This is a genomic window from Wolbachia endosymbiont (group A) of Philonthus cognatus (assembly GCF_947251755.1).
Lineage (GTDB): Bacteria > Pseudomonadota > Alphaproteobacteria > Rickettsiales > Anaplasmataceae > Wolbachia > Wolbachia pipientis.
Genome location: NZ_OX366388.1, coordinates 250,285 through 267,617 on the forward strand (window position 1 = coordinate 250,285; position 17,333 = coordinate 267,617).

Annotated in this window: 19 protein-coding genes and 1 pseudogene; 13 read left to right on the plus strand and 7 right to left on the minus strand. The window is 34.5% G+C overall.

The window, feature by feature from the left end; genetic code table 11:
- Positions 1–48: 48 nt before the first annotated feature.
- The gene (locus OPR21_RS01300; RefSeq protein WP_006279803.1) at positions 49–651 is read right to left on the minus strand and encodes a cell cycle transcriptional regulator TrcR; all 603 of its coding nucleotides are present in this window, start codon (positions 649–651) and stop codon (positions 49–51) included.
- Positions 652–982: 331 nt separating this feature from the next.
- On the opposite strand from OPR21_RS01300, the gene OPR21_RS01305 reads away from it, so the two are divergent.
- From OPR21_RS01305 to trpS, 5 genes are all read left to right on the plus strand, one after another.
- Complete coding sequence (locus OPR21_RS01305) at positions 983–2,791, plus strand: peptidylprolyl isomerase (protein WP_236514542.1); 1,809 nt, start codon at positions 983–985, stop codon at positions 2,789–2,791.
- A 401-nt stretch (positions 2,792–3,192) separates the two neighbouring features.
- Positions 3,193–3,513, plus strand: coding sequence for a 30S ribosomal protein S16 (gene rpsP, locus OPR21_RS01310; RefSeq protein WP_006279266.1), 321 nt, complete (start codon positions 3,193–3,195; stop codon positions 3,511–3,513).
- 10 nt (positions 3,514–3,523) lie between these two features.
- A complete protein-coding gene (locus OPR21_RS01315) occupies positions 3,524–4,510 on the plus strand; it encodes a polyprenyl synthetase family protein (protein ID WP_182320705.1) in 987 nt (328 codons plus the stop codon).
- A 61-nt stretch (positions 4,511–4,571) separates the two neighbouring features.
- Complete coding sequence (locus OPR21_RS01320; RefSeq protein WP_012673267.1) at positions 4,572–5,141, plus strand: nucleotide exchange factor GrpE; 570 nt, start codon at positions 4,572–4,574, stop codon at positions 5,139–5,141.
- Between the two features lie 17 nt (positions 5,142–5,158).
- Entirely contained in the window at positions 5,159–6,157 is a 999-nt protein-coding gene (gene trpS / locus OPR21_RS01325; RefSeq protein ID WP_182320709.1) for a tryptophan--tRNA ligase, read from the plus strand.
- A 175-nt stretch (positions 6,158–6,332) separates the two neighbouring features.
- Here trpS and OPR21_RS01330 read toward each other — a convergent pair whose 3' ends face one another.
- From OPR21_RS01330 to OPR21_RS01340, 3 genes and pseudogenes are all read right to left on the minus strand, one after another.
- Positions 6,333–7,094, minus strand: coding sequence for an alpha/beta hydrolase (locus OPR21_RS01330; RefSeq protein WP_236514540.1), 762 nt, complete (start codon positions 7,092–7,094; stop codon positions 6,333–6,335).
- 1 nt (position 7,095) lies between these two features.
- Positions 7,096–7,623 carry a c-type cytochrome gene (locus OPR21_RS01335; protein ID WP_010082469.1) on the minus strand — a complete coding sequence of 176 codons (528 nt, stop codon included), beginning with the start codon at positions 7,621–7,623 and terminating at the stop codon, positions 7,096–7,098.
- Positions 7,624–8,063: 440 nt separating this feature from the next.
- Positions 8,064–9,319: pseudogene (locus OPR21_RS01340) on the minus strand (IS4 family transposase).
- 208 nt (positions 9,320–9,527) lie between these two features.
- Between OPR21_RS01340 and OPR21_RS01345 the strand changes: the two are divergent.
- The 8 genes from OPR21_RS01345 (at position 9,528) to OPR21_RS01380 (ending at position 14,921) form a co-directional block, all read left to right on the plus strand.
- Positions 9,528–9,665, plus strand: a complete 138-nt coding sequence (locus tag OPR21_RS01345; protein WP_265030050.1) for a hypothetical protein — start codon at positions 9,528–9,530, stop codon at positions 9,663–9,665.
- 452 nt (positions 9,666–10,117) lie between these two features.
- On the plus strand, positions 10,118–10,771 hold the full coding sequence (locus OPR21_RS01350; RefSeq protein WP_209472625.1) for a hypothetical protein: 654 nt from the start codon (positions 10,118–10,120) through the stop codon (positions 10,769–10,771).
- Positions 10,768–10,890, plus strand: a complete 123-nt coding sequence (locus OPR21_RS01355; protein WP_255324038.1) for a hypothetical protein — start codon at positions 10,768–10,770, stop codon at positions 10,888–10,890. Before OPR21_RS01350 ends, OPR21_RS01355 begins: the two co-directional genes overlap by 4 nt.
- A gap of 30 nt (positions 10,891–10,920) precedes the next feature.
- Positions 10,921–11,313, plus strand: coding sequence for a hypothetical protein (locus OPR21_RS01360; protein WP_236514298.1), 393 nt, complete (start codon positions 10,921–10,923; stop codon positions 11,311–11,313).
- A gap of 102 nt (positions 11,314–11,415) precedes the next feature.
- Complete coding sequence (proS, locus tag OPR21_RS01365; protein ID WP_236514297.1) at positions 11,416–12,684, plus strand: proline--tRNA ligase; 1,269 nt, start codon at positions 11,416–11,418, stop codon at positions 12,682–12,684.
- Positions 12,681–13,052: a holo-[acyl-carrier-protein] synthase gene (locus tag OPR21_RS01370; protein ID WP_006279473.1), complete on the plus strand. Its 372-nt coding sequence runs from the start codon at positions 12,681–12,683 to the stop codon at positions 13,050–13,052. The genes proS and OPR21_RS01370 overlap by 4 nt, the downstream gene beginning before the upstream one ends.
- An 11-nt stretch (positions 13,053–13,063) precedes the next feature.
- Positions 13,064–13,318, plus strand: a complete 255-nt coding sequence (locus OPR21_RS01375; protein ID WP_265030051.1) for a hypothetical protein — start codon at positions 13,064–13,066, stop codon at positions 13,316–13,318.
- A 106-nt stretch (positions 13,319–13,424) separates the two neighbouring features.
- Positions 13,425–14,921, plus strand: a complete 1,497-nt coding sequence (locus OPR21_RS01380) for a proton-conducting transporter transmembrane domain-containing protein (protein ID WP_265030292.1) — start codon at positions 13,425–13,427, stop codon at positions 14,919–14,921.
- Here OPR21_RS01380 and OPR21_RS01385 read toward each other — a convergent pair.
- From OPR21_RS01385 to OPR21_RS01395, 3 genes are all read right to left on the minus strand, one after another.
- Positions 14,918–15,580: a conjugal transfer protein TraJ gene (locus OPR21_RS01385; RefSeq protein ID WP_236514296.1), complete on the minus strand. Its 663-nt coding sequence runs from the start codon at positions 15,578–15,580 to the stop codon at positions 14,918–14,920. The two genes, OPR21_RS01380 and OPR21_RS01385, sit on opposite strands and share 4 nt — an antisense overlap.
- 58 nt (positions 15,581–15,638) lie before the next feature.
- On the minus strand, positions 15,639–16,433 hold the full coding sequence (locus OPR21_RS01390) for a hypothetical protein (RefSeq protein WP_236514295.1): 795 nt from the start codon (positions 16,431–16,433) through the stop codon (positions 15,639–15,641).
- Positions 16,434–16,506: 73 nt separating this feature from the next.
- Positions 16,507–17,328 carry an AAA family ATPase gene (locus OPR21_RS01395; RefSeq protein WP_077188393.1) on the minus strand — a complete coding sequence of 274 codons (822 nt, stop codon included), beginning with the start codon at positions 17,326–17,328 and terminating at the stop codon, positions 16,507–16,509.
- Positions 17,329–17,333 lie beyond the last annotated feature (5 nt).

The following is a 17,333-nucleotide window of genomic DNA, read 5'->3' on the forward strand; positions in this document are numbered from 1 at the left end:
AGTTAATTTAATGTTAACAAAACACAAAAATTTGAGGATTTTCAATAGCTATTCTTTATATTTTTTTAACCTTTCTTGCTTCTCCTCTTCTACTTTTGCTTTTTCCACTTCTGCTTCTAAATTTTCTTGACTACATAAGCCGAGTAGTACAGGATCTTGGGGTTTTATATTTTGCATGTTATGATGAGATCCATCTCTTACCTGCTCAACTGTGTAATTTGTTGTACTAATTAATTTAGCTATAACGTTATCGTCCAAGATAGGAAATTTTTTTACTAAATAATAAATCGCATCAGGTTTATCTCTACGTCTTGCCGTAGAGGCAAAGCCAAGAATGCTACCAATCGCTTTACTCCTTTTTTTTATATTTTTTATAATCAAATTTGGTACACGATTTGGATTTTTTTTGCAATCATCGATTTCTTTTTCAGTAATTATTCCAGAAATAATAGGGTTATATTTTTCTACTTCTATTTCCTCATCAGCTATGTCTTGTACTTCTTCAAGGGCCAATCTGCAACATTGTGCTATTTGATTAAAAGTTAAACCAGTGTTGTCTACTAACCAAGCAGCTATTTGCACTAGAAACTGTTTATTTCTATCGTTATTGCCCTTAGAAGATTCCATTGACATCAAAAAAGCATCTCCCATTTAAAGTATCCCTTACTGTTATACAGAGCTAAAATATAAACTATTAAAACTAAAAAAGCATTAATTTTGTCATTCAATAACTTTTTGTTTGTCACTTCCCACCTCTTAAGTTAATTAAATGCGCTTACCTTTAAGCATATTTCAAACAAAATATTTCCCCTTCCTAAGGTATAGTATAACTCAGTTAAACATATGTTCCTATTTAAGATTAGAGAGTTAAATTTTAAGTTAATATATTGTAATATTATATATATTAGCTAATAAAGCAACAGGTTTACAAGCATTAAATTATCACTATTCTATAATTAATCATTAATTAACTGGGTTTAAAATGAATGTTAAAAATTTTTTCACTAAAGTAACCGTTGTCCTTTTAGCTTGCTTGTTAATCTTCATGGGAATTGGCAACCTTTTATCAGGTGATGATGAAAAAGAAGAGGTAGCTAGGGTTGGAAAAGAAGTTATAACGTCAGATGAGTATAAATCACTATATCAAAATTATGAAAAGCAAATTTCTGGATCTGATGCGAGTAGAGAACAAGTAAAAAAGCTGAAATATGATTTGCTTAACGCACTTATAGAGCAAAAACTATTGTTTAACCTAACTAGTGAGCTGGGGTTGACAGTTGGAGAAGAATCTATAAAAAACCATATTAAAAACACCAAATACTTTCAAAATGATAAAGGTGAATTTGACAAAAATAAATTCTATGAAACGCTAAATGACCTGCATATGACAGAGAAAGAGTATATAGCAAAGCTAGAGAAAGTCCTGCCTGCAATGATGTTCATGACTTCATTATTTAAAGATAATTATCCAGTAACTTTTGGCGAGAAAATTGATGAGCAGATATACAAAAGTCGCTACCAAACTAGAGTAGTTGATATTGTTAAAATAACTGAAGATGCAGTTACAAACATTCCTGAACCAGATGATCAAGCCTTACTTGATTTGTACGAAAGAAATAAATCCCATTTTTATTATCCTGAGTATCGAACTGCGCAATATATTTCCCTAGGCCAAAAGTATTTTGAAGATCAAATCAAGATCTCAGATGAAGAAGTTGATGGTATAATAGAACAACAAGAACTTAAAAATCAAAGAGATATATTCAATGCAATATTTTCTACCAAAGAAGAAGCTGAGACAGCAAGAAGAGCATTTGAGGAGGGTAAAACAAGCTTTGAACAGATAGTAGAAGAGTTTGGCAAAGCAAAACTTGAGGAAACTAGAGTAAATAATATAACTAAGGATTTTTTACCAGAAGACGTGAGAGAGAAGGTATTTGCTCTTAAAGTAGGTGAAGTAAGTGAAGTTTTAGCAAGCAGTTTTGGTTGGCACATAGTAAAAGTGGAAAGTGCGCATCAAATCTCTGATGAAGACTTAGTTGATTTAAAAAAAGACATAAAGTCAGTTCTAACTAACCAAAAGTCTTTTGAAAGAGTCAATGATTTCATAAACCAAGTGAACTATAAGATATACAATGGTTCAGAAATTGAAGAAATATTGAGTGAATATAATTTACCTATACAAACTATTGGTCCAGTAGATGCGAGTGGAAAAGATCAAAGCGGTAATAACGTAGGAGATTCTGGTGATTTGATTTCTTTCATTTTTTCGCGAGAAAAGGATCAGAAAGGTTATTTTAAGGGCGTTGGGGACGCTGTTGTTAGTGTAAAAATCGTCGATATCGTTCCACCCAAATTGCAAAGTTTTGAAGAAGGCAAGGCATTAGCGGTAGAGCTTTGGCGTAGTGAGTTTATAAAAGAAAGAATGTTTAAATTCGGGCAAGAGGTTGCAGTTCAACTAAGAGAAAAAACAGATTTGGAAGAAATTCAAGGTGTGGAATTAGTTAAAGGTCAGCAGATGCACCGCAATAAAGTGGATCAACAAAACTACCCCTTTTCTTTTGTAGAAGAGATTTTCAATATGAAAACAACTGGTTCAGTGACAGATCCTATTCAATACAATAATGAAATTATAATAGGTGTTCTAAAAGAAATGCATTCATCAAATGGCAAATTAAACATGCTTGACACCGGAAAACGTGTGATGATATCGCTAAAAGAGCAATTAATTAGCTATCTGGAATCAAAGTATAAAGTCGAAGTTAATCACGCTATACTTGATGATATATAATCAAAAATCTTATAAGTTGCTTCAAACGCATCCAGTGCCCAGACACACAACTGTACGAACATTGCGATTTGAGAGCAATCTTCACTAGAAAGGATGTCATCCCAGTGCCCAGACACTGGGATCCAGGAATTTTATTAAGTTGGTAAGCATAAAAGTAGCCGTTTTATGTTAAAATACAACGTTTTAATGATTAAAAAAAGGCTGGATTCCAGTGTCAAGCACTGGAATGACACCATTTGCTGTGCAATTTACCTTCACAAATGAATGTTCGTATAGCTGTACACCCGGCACTGCCCTACATTATTGGTAATTATATTATAAGGTGCAAAAGTTGTATAATTCATTTGACTTAAAACGGCTCATTGTATAAAATTGTGGCTAATATATGAATAAAGGTTAACATGGCAGTTAAAATAAGGTTGGCGAGGTTTGGCGCAAAGAAACGCCCTTTTTATAGGATAGTTGTAGCTGATTCACGAGCACCAAGAGATGGGCGTTTTATTGAGAAAATAGGACAATATGATCCAATGTTACCAAAAGACAATAAAAATCGTGTTGTGGTGAAAGCTGATAGATTAAAACATTGGCTAAGTGTAGGCGCGCAGGCAACTGAAAGAGTACTGTGGTTTATCAAAAAAGGCATAGTAACTTTAGAAACAGAACCAAAGAAAACAGAAAAGAAGAAAGTAGAGAACGAGAAAGCACAAGGGCAAGAGGCATAAGTCTCTTAAAATGCTAAATACTGATTTAACAAACAGCGATAAATTAGACGATATTGTATCTTCTGATTTGTCAGCTATGAATGACTTTGTCTTCAAAAATGTCAATGATGAAGATGCTAAGCTTGCTACTGATATTATATCTCATCTTGTTAGGTCAGGTGGAAAAAAAATAAGGCCTAAACTAGTTTTTATTATATGTAAAATGCTAAACTATTCTGGGGAGAATAGGATCAACGTTGCTGCATCGGTAGAGTTTATACACAATGCTACTTTACTTCATGATGATGTGCTCGATGAAAGTGAGGCACGCCATGGAGTTAAAACAGCGAATAAGATTTGGGGAAATAAATCAAGCATTTTAGTTGGTGATCTATTGTTGACTCTAGCATTTAGATGGCTTATAGAGTGTGGAAATTTAAATATTCTCTCTATTTTATCTAAAGCATCGCATTTACTTGTGAAGGGTGAAATAAAGCAGATGACAGCACGCTTTGACCCCCACACAGTCAGGGAAAATTATTTTGATATCATTGGAGAAAAGACAGCATCTTTATTTTCTGCATGCTGTGAAGCTGCATCAACAGTATCTGGTGCAACAAATGACGAAACAGAGAGGCTAAAGAATTTTGGTTTTAATTTTGGTATGGCATTTCAAATAGTTGATGATATGCTCGATTATACTGCTAATCAAGGCACTTCTGGAAAACAAGTCGGAAAAGACTTTTTCGAAGGTAAAGTCACCTTACCTGCTATTATAGCATACGAAAAGGGCAGTCCAGCAGAGCAAACATTCTGGGAAAAATGCTTTTCTTCAGCTAGACACAATTTTGACCAAGCATTACACTATATTAATCACCATAATGCCATTCAGCTTTCTATGGAAAAAGCTAGACACTACATTAATATGGCACAAAATGATATTAGTACTTTTTCTGATTCTTTTTATAAAACTACTTTAATTAACTTTTTAAATGCGAGCATAGAAAGACGAATGTAGCTGGCGCTTGATATTTTCAGATTAATTGTTATATATTTATTAGATTCTTAAGGGTAATGATATGTCAGATAGCAGTAAGGAGAAAAAGAAGAAGTTTGCTGATATGGTAAGTAGGCAGAAAGGTGACGACCAACAAAGTGATAACCATAAGCAAACTGATGATTTAAATGAAGATCTCAATACATTAAAAGAACGTGCAGTTCAGCTTGAAGATCATTTACGCCGTGCTGTTGCAGATAATGAAAACGTCAAACGTATAATGCAAAAGCAAATTAGCGATGCAAGTGACTACGCAGTCACAAAACTTGCACGTGATATGATCGACTCGTGCGACAATTTAAAAAGAGTAATGGAAATTTTGAAAGACGGTGATCCTGTTCATGAGGGGATTAAAGTAGCTTATCAAAAAATTATAAATGATCTAAAAAAACATGGAATAGAGGAAGTAGATCCACTTGGTGAGCTTTTTGATAGTAATTTACACCAAGCTGTTGTGGAAAGAGAAGACAATGAAAAAAAGCCTGGCACCATTGTAGAAGTACTACAAACTGGTTATACTATCAAAAATAGGTTGCTCCGTCCTGCAATGGTTATTCTTTCTAAGAAATCTGCTGATTGTGGAAGCGATTAGCATGAGGTAAATGTATAATGACAAGTATTGTCTTTTCAGGTATCCAGCCAAGTGGCGTACTACATTTAGGTAATTATCTTGGTGCAATCAAACAGTGGATAGACTTACAGGATAAATACAAATCTCTTTTTTGTATTGTCGACCTACACGCAATCACAGCAAATAAGCTTCCCGCAAGTGAATTAAAAAGTAATATTTTCAAAACAGCAGCAGCTTATATTGCATGCGGAATAGATCCAGAAAAGTCCATTATTTTTAGTCAGTCCACAGTTAGTGGTCATGCAGAACTGGGCTGGCTGCTTGGATGCTATACACCAATTGGTTGGCTTAATCGCATGACTCAATTTAAAGATAAAGCTGGCAGCGATAAACAAAAAGCCTCTCTTGGATTATATAGTTATCCAGTACTTATGGCTGCAGATATATTGTTGTATCAAACTAAATACGTTCCTGTTGGTGATGATCAAAAACAGCATTTGGAGCTTGCACGTGATATTGCATCAGCTTTTAACAATCATTATAAGCTGGATTATTTCATCGTACCTGAAATCTTAACTTTGGATTGCACATCAAGGATAATGAGCTTAAGGGATGGCACAAGCAAGATGAGTAAATCTGATCCTTCAGAACATTCGTGCATTAACCTTGATGATACGGATGACTTAATTGTCAAAAAAATAGAAAAAGCAAAAACAGATTCAATTCTAGGCTTTGCTACTTTAAAGTGCCGACCAGAAATAAGCAATTTGATAAACATTTATTCAGTGCTTAGTAATGTAAATGCGGAAAAAGTATGTGAAGAAGTGAACAAACATGACATGAAGCACTTCAAAAAAGAGTTAGCTGATTTAATTATCAGTGTTATATCACCCATACGTGAGAAAATGAATGATCTTTTAAAAGACCAATTCCATTTACATGAAATATTAAAAAAAGGCACAAAGAAAGCAGCAGAAATTGCAACCCATAATATAAAAGAAATCAAGGATATTATTGGATTTGCTCAATATCTGTAAGGTTCCAAAGTGTGATGGTGCGAACCGTCATCCCGCCGCGGTATCTCAGCCGCTAACACGTAGCGGGATGACGGTTTTTCAAATTGTCGGTAAATCTAAGTCAGTTTAGCTATAGGCAGCAATTTTCTGTATTTATTTTAAGTTGAAGAAAGCTCAAATGAAAAATCGTGTTTTGCTAAAAATCACAGAATGCAGTCTGGTTACAAAATTCTCTAATGGTCTTAAATAAAACTTCCAGTGAATGATTGTCAGACATATTGTGCTCTGCTGATTTTATTAAGTGTACTTCAACATCGGTTGACTTAATTTTTTCAGCTAAATTCAATGAAGTTTGATAAGGAACATCTTTATCATTAATGCTATGCAGCAAGCGCACAGGACAGTTTATCTCTATTGTCTTTTTGTTTAAAAGAAGGTTCTTTCTGCCATCTTCGATCAAATTTTTAGTTATTTTGTATGTACAATGCTCTGAAGTAAAATCTATTACACCTTTAGAATCTAGTTCTTCTTTTTGCTTGCCTGACAATTGCTTGAATATCAAATCTTCAGTAAAATCGGGAGCAGACGATATACCAATTAGTGCTGCAATTTTTTCTGGAAATTGAAGGGCAGTGAGCAACATCAGCCATCCTCCCATACTTGAACCTATAATTATTTGTTTATCGCTAGTTAATTCACTCATTACTTTAGCACAATTTTTTTGCCAATCACTTATCGTGTAATCAATAAAATTACCACTTGAATGACCGTGACCAAAATAATCAAATAGCACAAGTGCTACGTCATTTTCTTGGCAAAATTTGTAAATAGCAGTTGCTTTAGTTCCATCCATATTGGATGCAAATCCACCGAAAAAAACTACAGAAGCTTTCTTTCCTTGTAGCTTTCGATATGCTATGTGACCATTATTTCCATCAAACAATTTACAATAATCCATACTACTTTGGCAAAGCAACCGGGCTATCACTCAATTGATGCAAATAACTAACTAGATCTGCAATTTCTTGTGGATTGGAAATACCTGCAAATGCCATACGTGTACCTTTTATATAGGCTTTTGGGTTCTTTAAAAAGGCAAATAGCTCCTCATACCCCCATTTTCCACCTCTTTCAAGCACTGCTTTTGAGTAATTGAATGAGTTACCAAGATGGGCCTTTTTATTTCCAACTATGTTCCATAAGTTTGGTCCTACTTTATTCATTCCACCTTTCTCAAAACTATGGCAGGCTATACATTTTTTTGCTGCTGATTTACCTTTCTCAAAGCTAGCATTCTGCATGAGCGCTCCAATATCAAGCGCCACTTGCTCGATTTTTTGCTGGAACTCATTGCTGCCAGCAGCTACTATCGTTTGGTGTTCAATCTTATATTCTTCTGGACTGTAAAGCATATCAACTACATTACTAACTATCATAATGATTAGCCCAGAAAGTAAAATCGATGCTGCAATCTTATTAAGCTCCATAGTTAATTTTTATTAAGTAATGTTACTTAAATTATGCGAATATTTTCGCAAATAGCAACCAATTACCTTGAAGCTCGCTAAAGATGAGAGTCTCTATAGCTGACCCAAGAAAGGTTTTCCTACGTCCATACCGCCGCGAACCGTCATACCGCGATTCATTCGCGGTATCTCAGCCGCTAACAAGAGATCCCGCTAACAAGTAGCGGGATGACGAGGTTCACTGCCATTAAGTTAAGGAAAGAATGGTTAAAAACTGAACTAAAAAGTCAGAAATAATTAAGGATTTATGACAAATACTGAAACAGAATAGAGTAAACTTTAAAGCAGATAAACTCTGAAGTGTAAATTACTTAAGAAATAGTTTGTTTAGAAGTCATTTTACAGGAGCTATGGCAATAAGCTACCCAGTTATTATCAGAAGATATGAATACTACCTCTAGTCAAAATATGTGTTTTCTAACCCTTTTTTGGTAATTGAACGAACGAAGATAAGGTACCTTATGACGATCAACTTTCCTTCCCTTTCTTACCGCCAAAGTGTTCATCAAAAATAGCTTTGATAATTGATCCATAATGCAGTCAGTATCTGATTCCGTAGCAAAAATGTCGAAAGCCAAGTTTTTGATCGCGTTAAATGAGACAGATTTGTTAATGCTCCTCTTAAGCTTATCATCGGTTAAGTCCATATTCAACGCTTCTTCTACATCTTCTGTCATAACACTTTCTAGGTTGCTAATAAAGATAGCTGACCAAAAATCCTGTTTAACAGACTCAACACTTTTTCCTGTAAAATTTTCTAGACTTAGTCTTCCTTTGAGTTTTGCAAAAAATGTCTCAACTCCCCAGCGTAAAAAATATAACTCCTTAAATCCTCCAGTTTGAAACTTTTGTTCATCCATTAATGATGTAGCTAACACTTCAATTTCACCAGATGGCAGTACCACTTTGAAGCGTTATTCCACTATTTTCTTGTTTTATCTTACGCTGAGCACATATGGTAACCTCAACACTAGATGGGCTTTTTTCTTCAAACATAGCATTCACTTCATTAAAAGATGATCTGGGACATCGAATGACATAAGCAATTTTTCTTTTTGTAAGGCTAGAAAGAAATTTATAAGATAAATATACAAATCAGTAAGTCATTAGTATTTACAACTTTAAGCATTTCATCTGCTAAGTTAATTTCATGAGTGTTACCTCTATCTAACACTGACCTTATGGCAACATTATTTAGCACATCTTAACAAACCGCAAAGGTTGCACTTGCATAATCACCTAAATCTTTTGGTTTTTGGTTACGTATTTTTCTTGAGCCAAATTCATTTTTTATTTCAACGCTTGTTGGTAAAATGATTTTGGAGGCATCAAGAGCTAACACTCTAAAGCCAAAACAAGTTTTAAATTTTTGGTCTTGGTAGTACAAGGAAACCACACCTTCGTTAATTTCTGAAAATGCACTGTGTTTCATTTTTTTTCTTGCTTGACTAAAAGCACTAGCAGTAACGGTATAGTCTTTTTTCCTATATAAAATAAATTCGTTTAGTATTACTTGCAGCGACTTTACACTTTTTCTTAAAATTAAGATAAATATGTCAATAAAAGATAACTTCCTCTTTCTCATAAAATCTTTTGAAGATGATTTATGGGATTCTATAAATTCTAGACTTGCCAATTCATTTTGAATAAATTTTATTACTGCCTTTTTTACTCATACTACCTTTAAACTTATTGGTATACATCATTATCCCATAAAATCTATCTTTTTTCCTTAACTTAATGGCAGTGAGACGAGGTTATCGTCATGCCGCCACGAACCGTCATACCGCGATTCATTCGCGGTATCTCTTAGCCGCTAACAAGTAGCTGGATGACGATTGTCAGGGTGTAATCCCAGTGTCCCTATGATGTCATCCCAGTGCCCAGACACTGGGATCCAGGAAAGTTTGCTTGTAAGCAAGCAAACTAGCACAGAAAGTGGTTACAACATTTTCGATGAGATTATATGGAAAACTGGATCCCAGTGTCAAGCACTGGGATGACAAAAAAAGGAGCACTGGAATGGCACCATTTGTTATGTTTAACAAAGTTCGTACTTAGCTTCATGTTAGCCATAAATATTTAAGAAATTTACCAAATGGAAAAAAAGGCAAAAGAAGCCCCATGGTTAACTAGTTCTGACGCTGGTTTCCATCCAAGACGGCAGTAGCCCCTTCGGTGTCATTCCAGTGTCAAGCACTGGAATGACACCATTTTGGATGGAAACCAGTGTCAAGCACTGGAATGACAAAGGAGAGCAGTGTCAGCTACTTGGATGACACCTTTTTTCTACTTAGTGTGGGTTATACAAGAAGTCTATTGTATGGCTATTGCTGGTCGTATATTACTTATAGCTTATCTATTCAAATTGCAACTTTGTTTTTCATAATTAATTATTGACAGAAATTATTAATTGGGTTATTATTAAATTATCGTTAACAAGTGAGGCAAAGAAATGATGATATCCAATAATTCTTCATTGCTAAAAGATAGTCAGGAGCTTACTAAAACTAAGCAGACTATATGGAAACCTTTAATTGCTGTTTCATTATTATCTATATTTAGTTTCATATCTGGTCAATATCTTCCTTATGTTATTATAGCAGTTTCTGGTTCTGGTCCTATTGCAGCAGTTCCTTTAGCAATTTTTGCTGTTTCTACGGTTGTTGCACTTATTTCAGTGACATATCTTGTTAAACTGGCTATTTCTAGAGATGATAATAAGAAAGAAGTAGGTCTTAATGGACAGAAATTCGGCCATACTCCATCTCAAGAACCACAAAAATTTGTGTGTAAAAATTGTACTAATCTGGAGAATAAATCAAATGTACCTACTCCTCAATCACCTCCAGTAACGTTTGGAACACAACCAAATCCAAGTGTCAGTGTACCACCGCCGCCACCTCCTCCATTGCCACAAGATGCTGCACTACCACCTCCGCCTCCGCATTTTTTTACAGCTTCCAAGCGTACGGAGCAACCTAAGAATGATGCACCGAAGAAGGCTGGTGAACCTGAGAATAATAATCATTCTACTCTGTTTGAACAGATAAGAGGAGGTACTACGTTAAAAAGAGTGGGCAGCAACAAAATTTTACAAATGAATTGAAAGCAAAATTAGAAAGTAGTGGGGGCACTGACAAAAAAGAAACACCAGAAGAGTTTGCTGCAAGAATAGATAGGGAGCAAGCAGAGAGAAAGAAGTCGGATGATAATGATTCAGATTAGACAAAGAGACTTAAGGAGAGAGTAGCAGTCATGCAATTCTCAGATAGTGAAAGTGAGCATTCTGATTCTATTAGCGATTCAGATTGGACTACAGATGAAAGCAAAGACAAACAAAAAGAGATAGAGCAGGAAAAAGAGGAGCAGACAAAACACACAAATTCCCCATCAAGCAAGGAAGAAGGAAGCGGGGGTCTTGACAGTGGTATAGGATCTAGAGCCACATCTCCGATACATCCTGAACAAGAAACAGAGGAGTCACCGGTACCGCCAAGTTCGTGTGTTGATTCACCACAAGTAAATAATGTTGACTCAGTGGATAATGAGGTGCAAGATTCACCTCCTCTTTCTGTTGAGGATCGCATAGCACAGTTTGGTGGAAAAGCGTTGCGATGCCAAAAGGAAAATGTTGTACAAGGACTATGATAACTATGAAATGGTCAGCCATGCACTTTCCTTCCTTTTCAAAATAAGTTTACCTACAGGTCTGATTGTATTAAGATTACTTAATACAATCAGATCTATTATATGCGTTTATCCAAATATTACCTGCCAACTCTAAAGGAAAAGCCTGCCCATGCTAAAATTATCTCCCATCAATATTCTTTGCGTGCAGGTTTAATAAAGCAGATAGCATCTGGCATCTATACGTGGTTACCACTTGGTCTCTTAGTGCTTAAGAATATTGAAGATATTATCAGAGATGAAATGAACAAATCCGGTGCTATTGAAGCATTAATGCCTTGTGTGCAACCAGCAAGTCTTTGGCGAGAATCAGGGCGTTACGATGATTACGGTAAGGAAATGCTACGCATAAAGGATAGGCATGAGGAAGATATGCTTTTTGGTCCAACGCATGAGGAGATAGCAACTGATTTAATTAGAGATGTGGTAAAAAGTTACAAAGATTTGCCACTTTGTTTATACCAAATTCAATGGAAATTCCGTGATGAGGTAAGACCACGTTATGGTGTTATGAGGGGCAGGGAATTTTTGATGAAGGATGCATACAGTTTTGATGTAGATTACGAAGGTGCACTGAATTCATATAATTTGATGTACAAAACTTACATAAAAATCTTCAAACGCATGGGATTTACTCCAATTGGAGTTCGAGCTGATACGGGGCCAATTGGAGGAAATTTGAGCCACGAGTTTCATATATTGGCAAACACTGGTGAGAGCACTTTATATTATGACAATAAATTTTCTGAACTACTAGAGAGTGAAGATATTGAAAGTTTAAAGAGTATATATGCAGTTGCAGATGATATGCATGATCCTGAGACTTGCCCTATATCACAAGAACAGTTAAATGTTAGTAAGGGTATTGAAATAGGGCATATTTTTTATTTTGGTGATAAATATTCGAAGCCTATGAAGGCAAGTGTTACTTCTCAAGATGGAAAAAATGTCAATATACATATGGGTTCGTATGGCATTGGGGTTTCAAGACTTGTTGGTGCAATAATAGAAGCTTTTCATGATGATAAAGGAATTATCTGGCCAGAATCGGTAGCTCCTTTCAGAATTGGTTTAATCAATTTACAACCGAAAGTAACGGAGGCTGCAGATAAAATATATAAAGCTTTGAAAAGCGATGAAGTGCTTTACGATGATACGGAAGGGAGTGTAGGAGTAAAATTTTCTAGAATGGATCTGATAGGCTTGCCGTGGCAAATAATTGTCGGAAAAAAGGCAATAGATGAAAAGATAGTTGAAGTAAAAAATAGAGCAACTGGAGAGGTAAAGGAAATGCAGATTGAAGAAGCAATAAATCACTTTAGCACAAAATGATACACGGTATCGGCACTGACATAGTATATATACCAAGAGTATCGAGGATATTACAAAAATACGGGGAAAAATTTCTCAATAGAATCTACACTGAAAAAGAAATAGAGCTAAGTAGAAAGTATAATAGTCAAGAAATGCGAGCAAGGTATTTTGCTAAACGCTTTGCAGCAAAGGAGGCTTTTGTTAAAGCACGAGGTAGTGGTCAGGGTATTATAATGAAAGATATAGAAATATACAATGATGTAAGAGGCAAGCCATATCTTACCGTTAGCAAGGATTTTATCTCCAAAATTCATCTTTCTCTAAGTGACGATGGAGATTACGCTACTGCATTTGTTGTAATTTGCGTCTATAGCTCACACAGATAAAGTTTACTCTTTTGTCATCCTATGGCTTACTGTATGAACATTCATTTTTAAAGGTAAACTGCACAGCAAATGGTCAGTGCTTGACACTGTCCTCCTTTGTCATCCCAGTGCCCAGACACTGGCTTTCTGCAATCTCATCGAAAACGTTTTTCTATGCTAGTTTGCTTGTGAGCAAGCAAACTTTCCTGGATCCAAGTAGTCAGGGCACTGGGATGACATCTTTGTTGTGTTTAACAAAAACAAATGTTCGTACAGTTGTGGAATGAATCGCAGTATAGCTATAGCATACACAAACAACTAAAAAAACATAGCGGTTTTTCTATGATTTTAGTATAATTCTAGCTTTACCTAAACAAAAAGATGAATTATTTAATGGACTGTGTTTTAACGTCTCTTTCCTTACCATTTTCAATTACCGAGAATTATTTATTAATTACTGCGTTGATTCCACTTTTAAGTGCGTTAGTTATTTTTTTTACTGGTAAATGGCCCAGAGTGAACAATAGTATCACTGTCACTTCTTCTGTACTTCTATTTGCGTATACGTGTCTGTGCACTTTATATTGGGTGTACGGTGATCATTCTCAATTTATCCTCATGGATTTTGGTAATAATTTGCACATTAGTTTAAAGCTAGAGTCTACCGGAGTAATATTCAGTTTATTGATATCGTTTTTATGGATACTAACCAGTGTATATGCAATATGTTATATGCAGAATAACTATGCTGATAGCAATCACTCAAGTTTTCTATGCTTTTTTTCAATATCGATTAGCTGTGCAATGTTTATTGCTTTTTCTGGAGATTTGCTCACTACATTTGTCTTTTATGAGCTTCTAACTATTAGTACATACCCTCTGGTTACTTACAACTCAACAAATGAATCAATGATTGCAGGACGCTATTACTTTGGCGTGCTATTTTTCTCTTCTTTGGTATTGTTTTTTCCTGCAATAGGCCTTTTATATAATGAATTTCATACTTTAGACTTTATAAGTGGTGGAATATTCAAATTTGATACTTCACTCATCACTTTTATTGCAGTGTGTTTTGCTATGCTAATTTACGGAATAGGAAAAGCTGCATTAATGCCAATGCATTTTTGGTTACCAAAAGCAATGGTTGCACCAACTCCTGTGAGTGCACTACTGCATGCTGTTGCTGTTGTGAAATCCGGAGTTTTCATCATCATAAAAGTTATATTATACACTTTCGGCGTCGATAATATGCAACGTTTTGTGCAGCAAAATTGGTTTGCTGGAGGGTGGCTTCCGTACGCTGCTGGATTTACTATTATTACTGCATCATTGATTGCACTAAAGCAAAAAGAATTAAAGAAGTTGCTTGCTTACTCTACCATCTCTCAATTGTCGTATATTATATTATTCGCTTCAATTTTTAGTGATCTCAGCATGAGGGTTGCAATTTTTCAATTAGTTTGCCACGCATTTGCAAAAATCACTTTGTTTTTCGTTGCCGGAGCAATAATAACGAGAGCAGGTGAGAAATATATAGATAAGATTTACGGTATAGGACGCAGTATGCCAATTAGCATGACAGCATTTGCTATAGGTGCATTGTCTATGATAGGGGTGCCGCCTGCTCCGACTTTTTGGGGTAAATTTCTCATTTTTCAAGCTGTTTTCAACTCTGGCAATGTAATACTTTCTGTGTTTGTAACTCTAGTGTTAATTGTTAGTACTATACTCAACGCTCTGTACTTTTTACCGATAATTTACAATGCCTTTTTCTTAAAACCTTCTCAGAATTACTTTATTAAAAAAACACCAATTCTTCTAGTTTTACCTCTAGTTATTACTGCTATGTGCACTTTGGTTATTTTTTTTAGCTACCAAGTAATATTTTAAAATCTGTATTTATAACCATTAACAATAAATTTAAATGGTATTATACCAGCCAGAGTTGCTTTTATATTCGACAAAGTGAAGCTAATCTCCACAGTATCCTCCTTATTTTGCTCGGTTGTAAAAACTACAGTAGCATTTCCAGCAAATGTAACTAAGTCCTTGGTCGATCGATCAATAGATAATGTTATTACATTTATGTTGGCGATTTTTCTTTTAGATAAAGACAAATTACCAGCTTCATTATTCGTTTTTTCCTGAAAGCATTGATAGATTTTATGTATAGAATTGTTTCTTATAAAATTTTCTTGGTACTTCGGTTCAACGATCTTAATGGACTCGTATATTTCAATGTATTTACTTATTAAGTACCTCGCTGTGGAAGTGTATTCATCTTCCTTTTTACTGAAACTAAGCTTATGCATTGCAGAGAACTCATCTTCTGTGTGGTTCATATACTTCACAAAATTTAAATCTTTTTTAATAGGAAATAACAGGTATATGTTTAATGTTAATAAACATAAGCATACTAGGAGAAGCGATACTATTAATGCCATCCAAGATCTTTCTGCTACACAAAACAGATACCTATGGCAGTACCATTCGACTGCTTTACTGAAATAACTTTTGTTTTTTACTGATTCAAGCAATTTATCTTCCATAACACAATGCTACCAAATCCAATTATAATAACAACAAGATTAGATACTCTAAAAAACTTTAAAATATGTCTAAATTTTCCAAAATAGGATGAATGATTATATCACCTTGTTCCGCAATAAGGTAGAATTTGTCGATTTTGCTCACATCTATATTTATCATTTTTATACTGAAATTTTCAGGATTGTAAATATTACTTTCAGCACTTTTGTGATAATTATAATAATGTAATTTATTTTGATCATCAAAATAACCAAATTCATCAGCGAGGGTTCCCACTTTGCTACCTTTACCATCTTTGACTAGCCTAAATAGATCAATTGCATGGTTTTGAGATCCAGGCTCAATAGGACCTTCTGCAGCAAAAAACTTAGGTGCATGACCAACATATTCCTTAAATTTTAGATTATGAGTCTTTTTTACACTACCAAAATCCACAAATTTATATTCATCTGAAACGCCAGAATATTGTGGATCATACTTTTTATATTCAAAAAACTCATTACCTAAAAAATTACAAAACGTTAATTTATAATTATCATGATCGGATTTAACGACTTTAAGGTAATGAAAATCTCCAGGAATCTTTACTTCCTCTTCCGTAATATGATTACGTACAACAAGCTCACCATTTAGCATATGATAGCCAATTTTTGGCAAAGTAGCTATATTGATTGTCTTGTTTAGCTTAAAATTTGCTTCATAAATGCCACTTAACAACTCCTTTCCTTTTTCTAGGGTTACGTCTTGATCTGAAGCTATATTCTTAATTAAGCTTAATTTTTTCTGCATGTTCAATATGGCTTTCGTCAAAACTTCTATTGATTGCCATACAGTTAATTTATTATCAGTCAAATTATATACTTCGAGTATTAAATTAACAGAATTTTATCATGAATTTATGTTAAAAGTATTATACTTCGTAAACTTATGTCATGATATTAACTACATTAGCTAAAACATGCTTTTTATCTAAGTGAAGTTGCTTAGCAACAACGAAAAGTTCATCTATTTTTTTCCACTGACTTAGCAGAATTTCAACACCATTTACCTCTCTCTTTATGCTTTCTAAAATGAAGGCCTGAATTATATATGATGCTAGTTCTAGTTCGATTTCGCTATTAATTACTTTATTAATCATATTGGGATTCTTTAAATCATGAAGAAATTTATAAAAGCATTTGTATGCTTCATAAGCATCACTACTTATTGTATTTATTATCATTCCTGGCATTCCAGGAAATAAAGTAATCATTTCGTCAAACGTTTGATTATCAAATTTACATTGAGATGAAGCAACTTGCTTTGTTTCATCATAAGTTAATGGGAGTAAATTTAGCTGAAAGCACCTACACAAGATAGTGGTTTGTATATCATATGGCTTATGGCTAATTATAAATATCTTAGAATTTTTTGGCGGCTCTTCTAATATTTTCAATATTGCGTTTTTAGCGTTATTAGTCATTGCCTCTAAGCTATCTATTATAGCTATTTTGTGTTCTGATTGAATGGGACTTAAGTGTAGAAAGTTTTTCATTTCTCTGACTTTTTCTATTCCGATAGTATCACCTTCAACAATGTGTAAGTCCAATGCTACTTCATTATAGTTTTTTATGAGTAACCAATTGGAGAAGGATTTTGCAAGTGTTGCTTTTCCTATACCTTTTTTACCACAGATCAGCCAAGACTGAACAGATAAGTTGTTCATTATTTTTTTTTTGGCTTGGTTGTGGCCTATTACTTTTTTCATTCTTT

Bases quoted from the DNA above. Each gene is read 5' to 3' on its own strand.
- OPR21_RS01300 (WP_006279803.1), bottom strand. From the start codon at position 651: ATGGGAGATGCTTTTTTGATGTCAATGGAATCTTCTAAGGGCAATAAC.
- OPR21_RS01305 (WP_236514542.1), top strand. From the start codon at position 983: ATGAATGTTAAAAATTTTTTCACTAAAGTAACCGTTGTCCTTTTAGCT.
- rpsP (WP_006279266.1), top strand. From the start codon at position 3,193: ATGGCAGTTAAAATAAGGTTGGCGAGGTTTGGCGCAAAGAAACGCCCT.
- OPR21_RS01315 (WP_182320705.1), top strand. From the start codon at position 3,524: ATGCTAAATACTGATTTAACAAACAGCGATAAATTAGACGATATTGTA.
- OPR21_RS01320 (WP_012673267.1), top strand. From the start codon at position 4,572: ATGTCAGATAGCAGTAAGGAGAAAAAGAAGAAGTTTGCTGATATGGTA.
- trpS (WP_182320709.1), top strand. From the start codon at position 5,159: ATGACAAGTATTGTCTTTTCAGGTATCCAGCCAAGTGGCGTACTACAT.
- OPR21_RS01330 (WP_236514540.1), bottom strand. From the start codon at position 7,094: ATGGATTATTGTAAATTGTTTGATGGAAATAATGGTCACATAGCATAT.
- OPR21_RS01335 (WP_010082469.1), bottom strand. From the start codon at position 7,623: ATGGAGCTTAATAAGATTGCAGCATCGATTTTACTTTCTGGGCTAATC.
- OPR21_RS01345 (WP_265030050.1), top strand. From the start codon at position 9,528: ATGATGTCATCCCAGTGCCCAGACACTGGGATCCAGGAAAGTTTGCTT.
- OPR21_RS01350 (WP_209472625.1), top strand. From the start codon at position 10,118: ATGATGATATCCAATAATTCTTCATTGCTAAAAGATAGTCAGGAGCTT.
- OPR21_RS01360 (WP_236514298.1), top strand. From the start codon at position 10,921: ATGCAATTCTCAGATAGTGAAAGTGAGCATTCTGATTCTATTAGCGAT.
- proS (WP_236514297.1), top strand. From the start codon at position 11,416: ATGCGTTTATCCAAATATTACCTGCCAACTCTAAAGGAAAAGCCTGCC.
- OPR21_RS01370 (WP_006279473.1), top strand. From the start codon at position 12,681: ATGATACACGGTATCGGCACTGACATAGTATATATACCAAGAGTATCG.
- OPR21_RS01380 (WP_265030292.1), top strand. From the start codon at position 13,425: ATGGACTGTGTTTTAACGTCTCTTTCCTTACCATTTTCAATTACCGAG.
- OPR21_RS01385 (WP_236514296.1), bottom strand. From the start codon at position 15,580: ATGGAAGATAAATTGCTTGAATCAGTAAAAAACAAAAGTTATTTCAGT.
- OPR21_RS01395 (WP_077188393.1), bottom strand. From the start codon at position 17,328: ATGAAAAAAGTAATAGGCCACAACCAAGCCAAAAAAAAAATAATGAAC.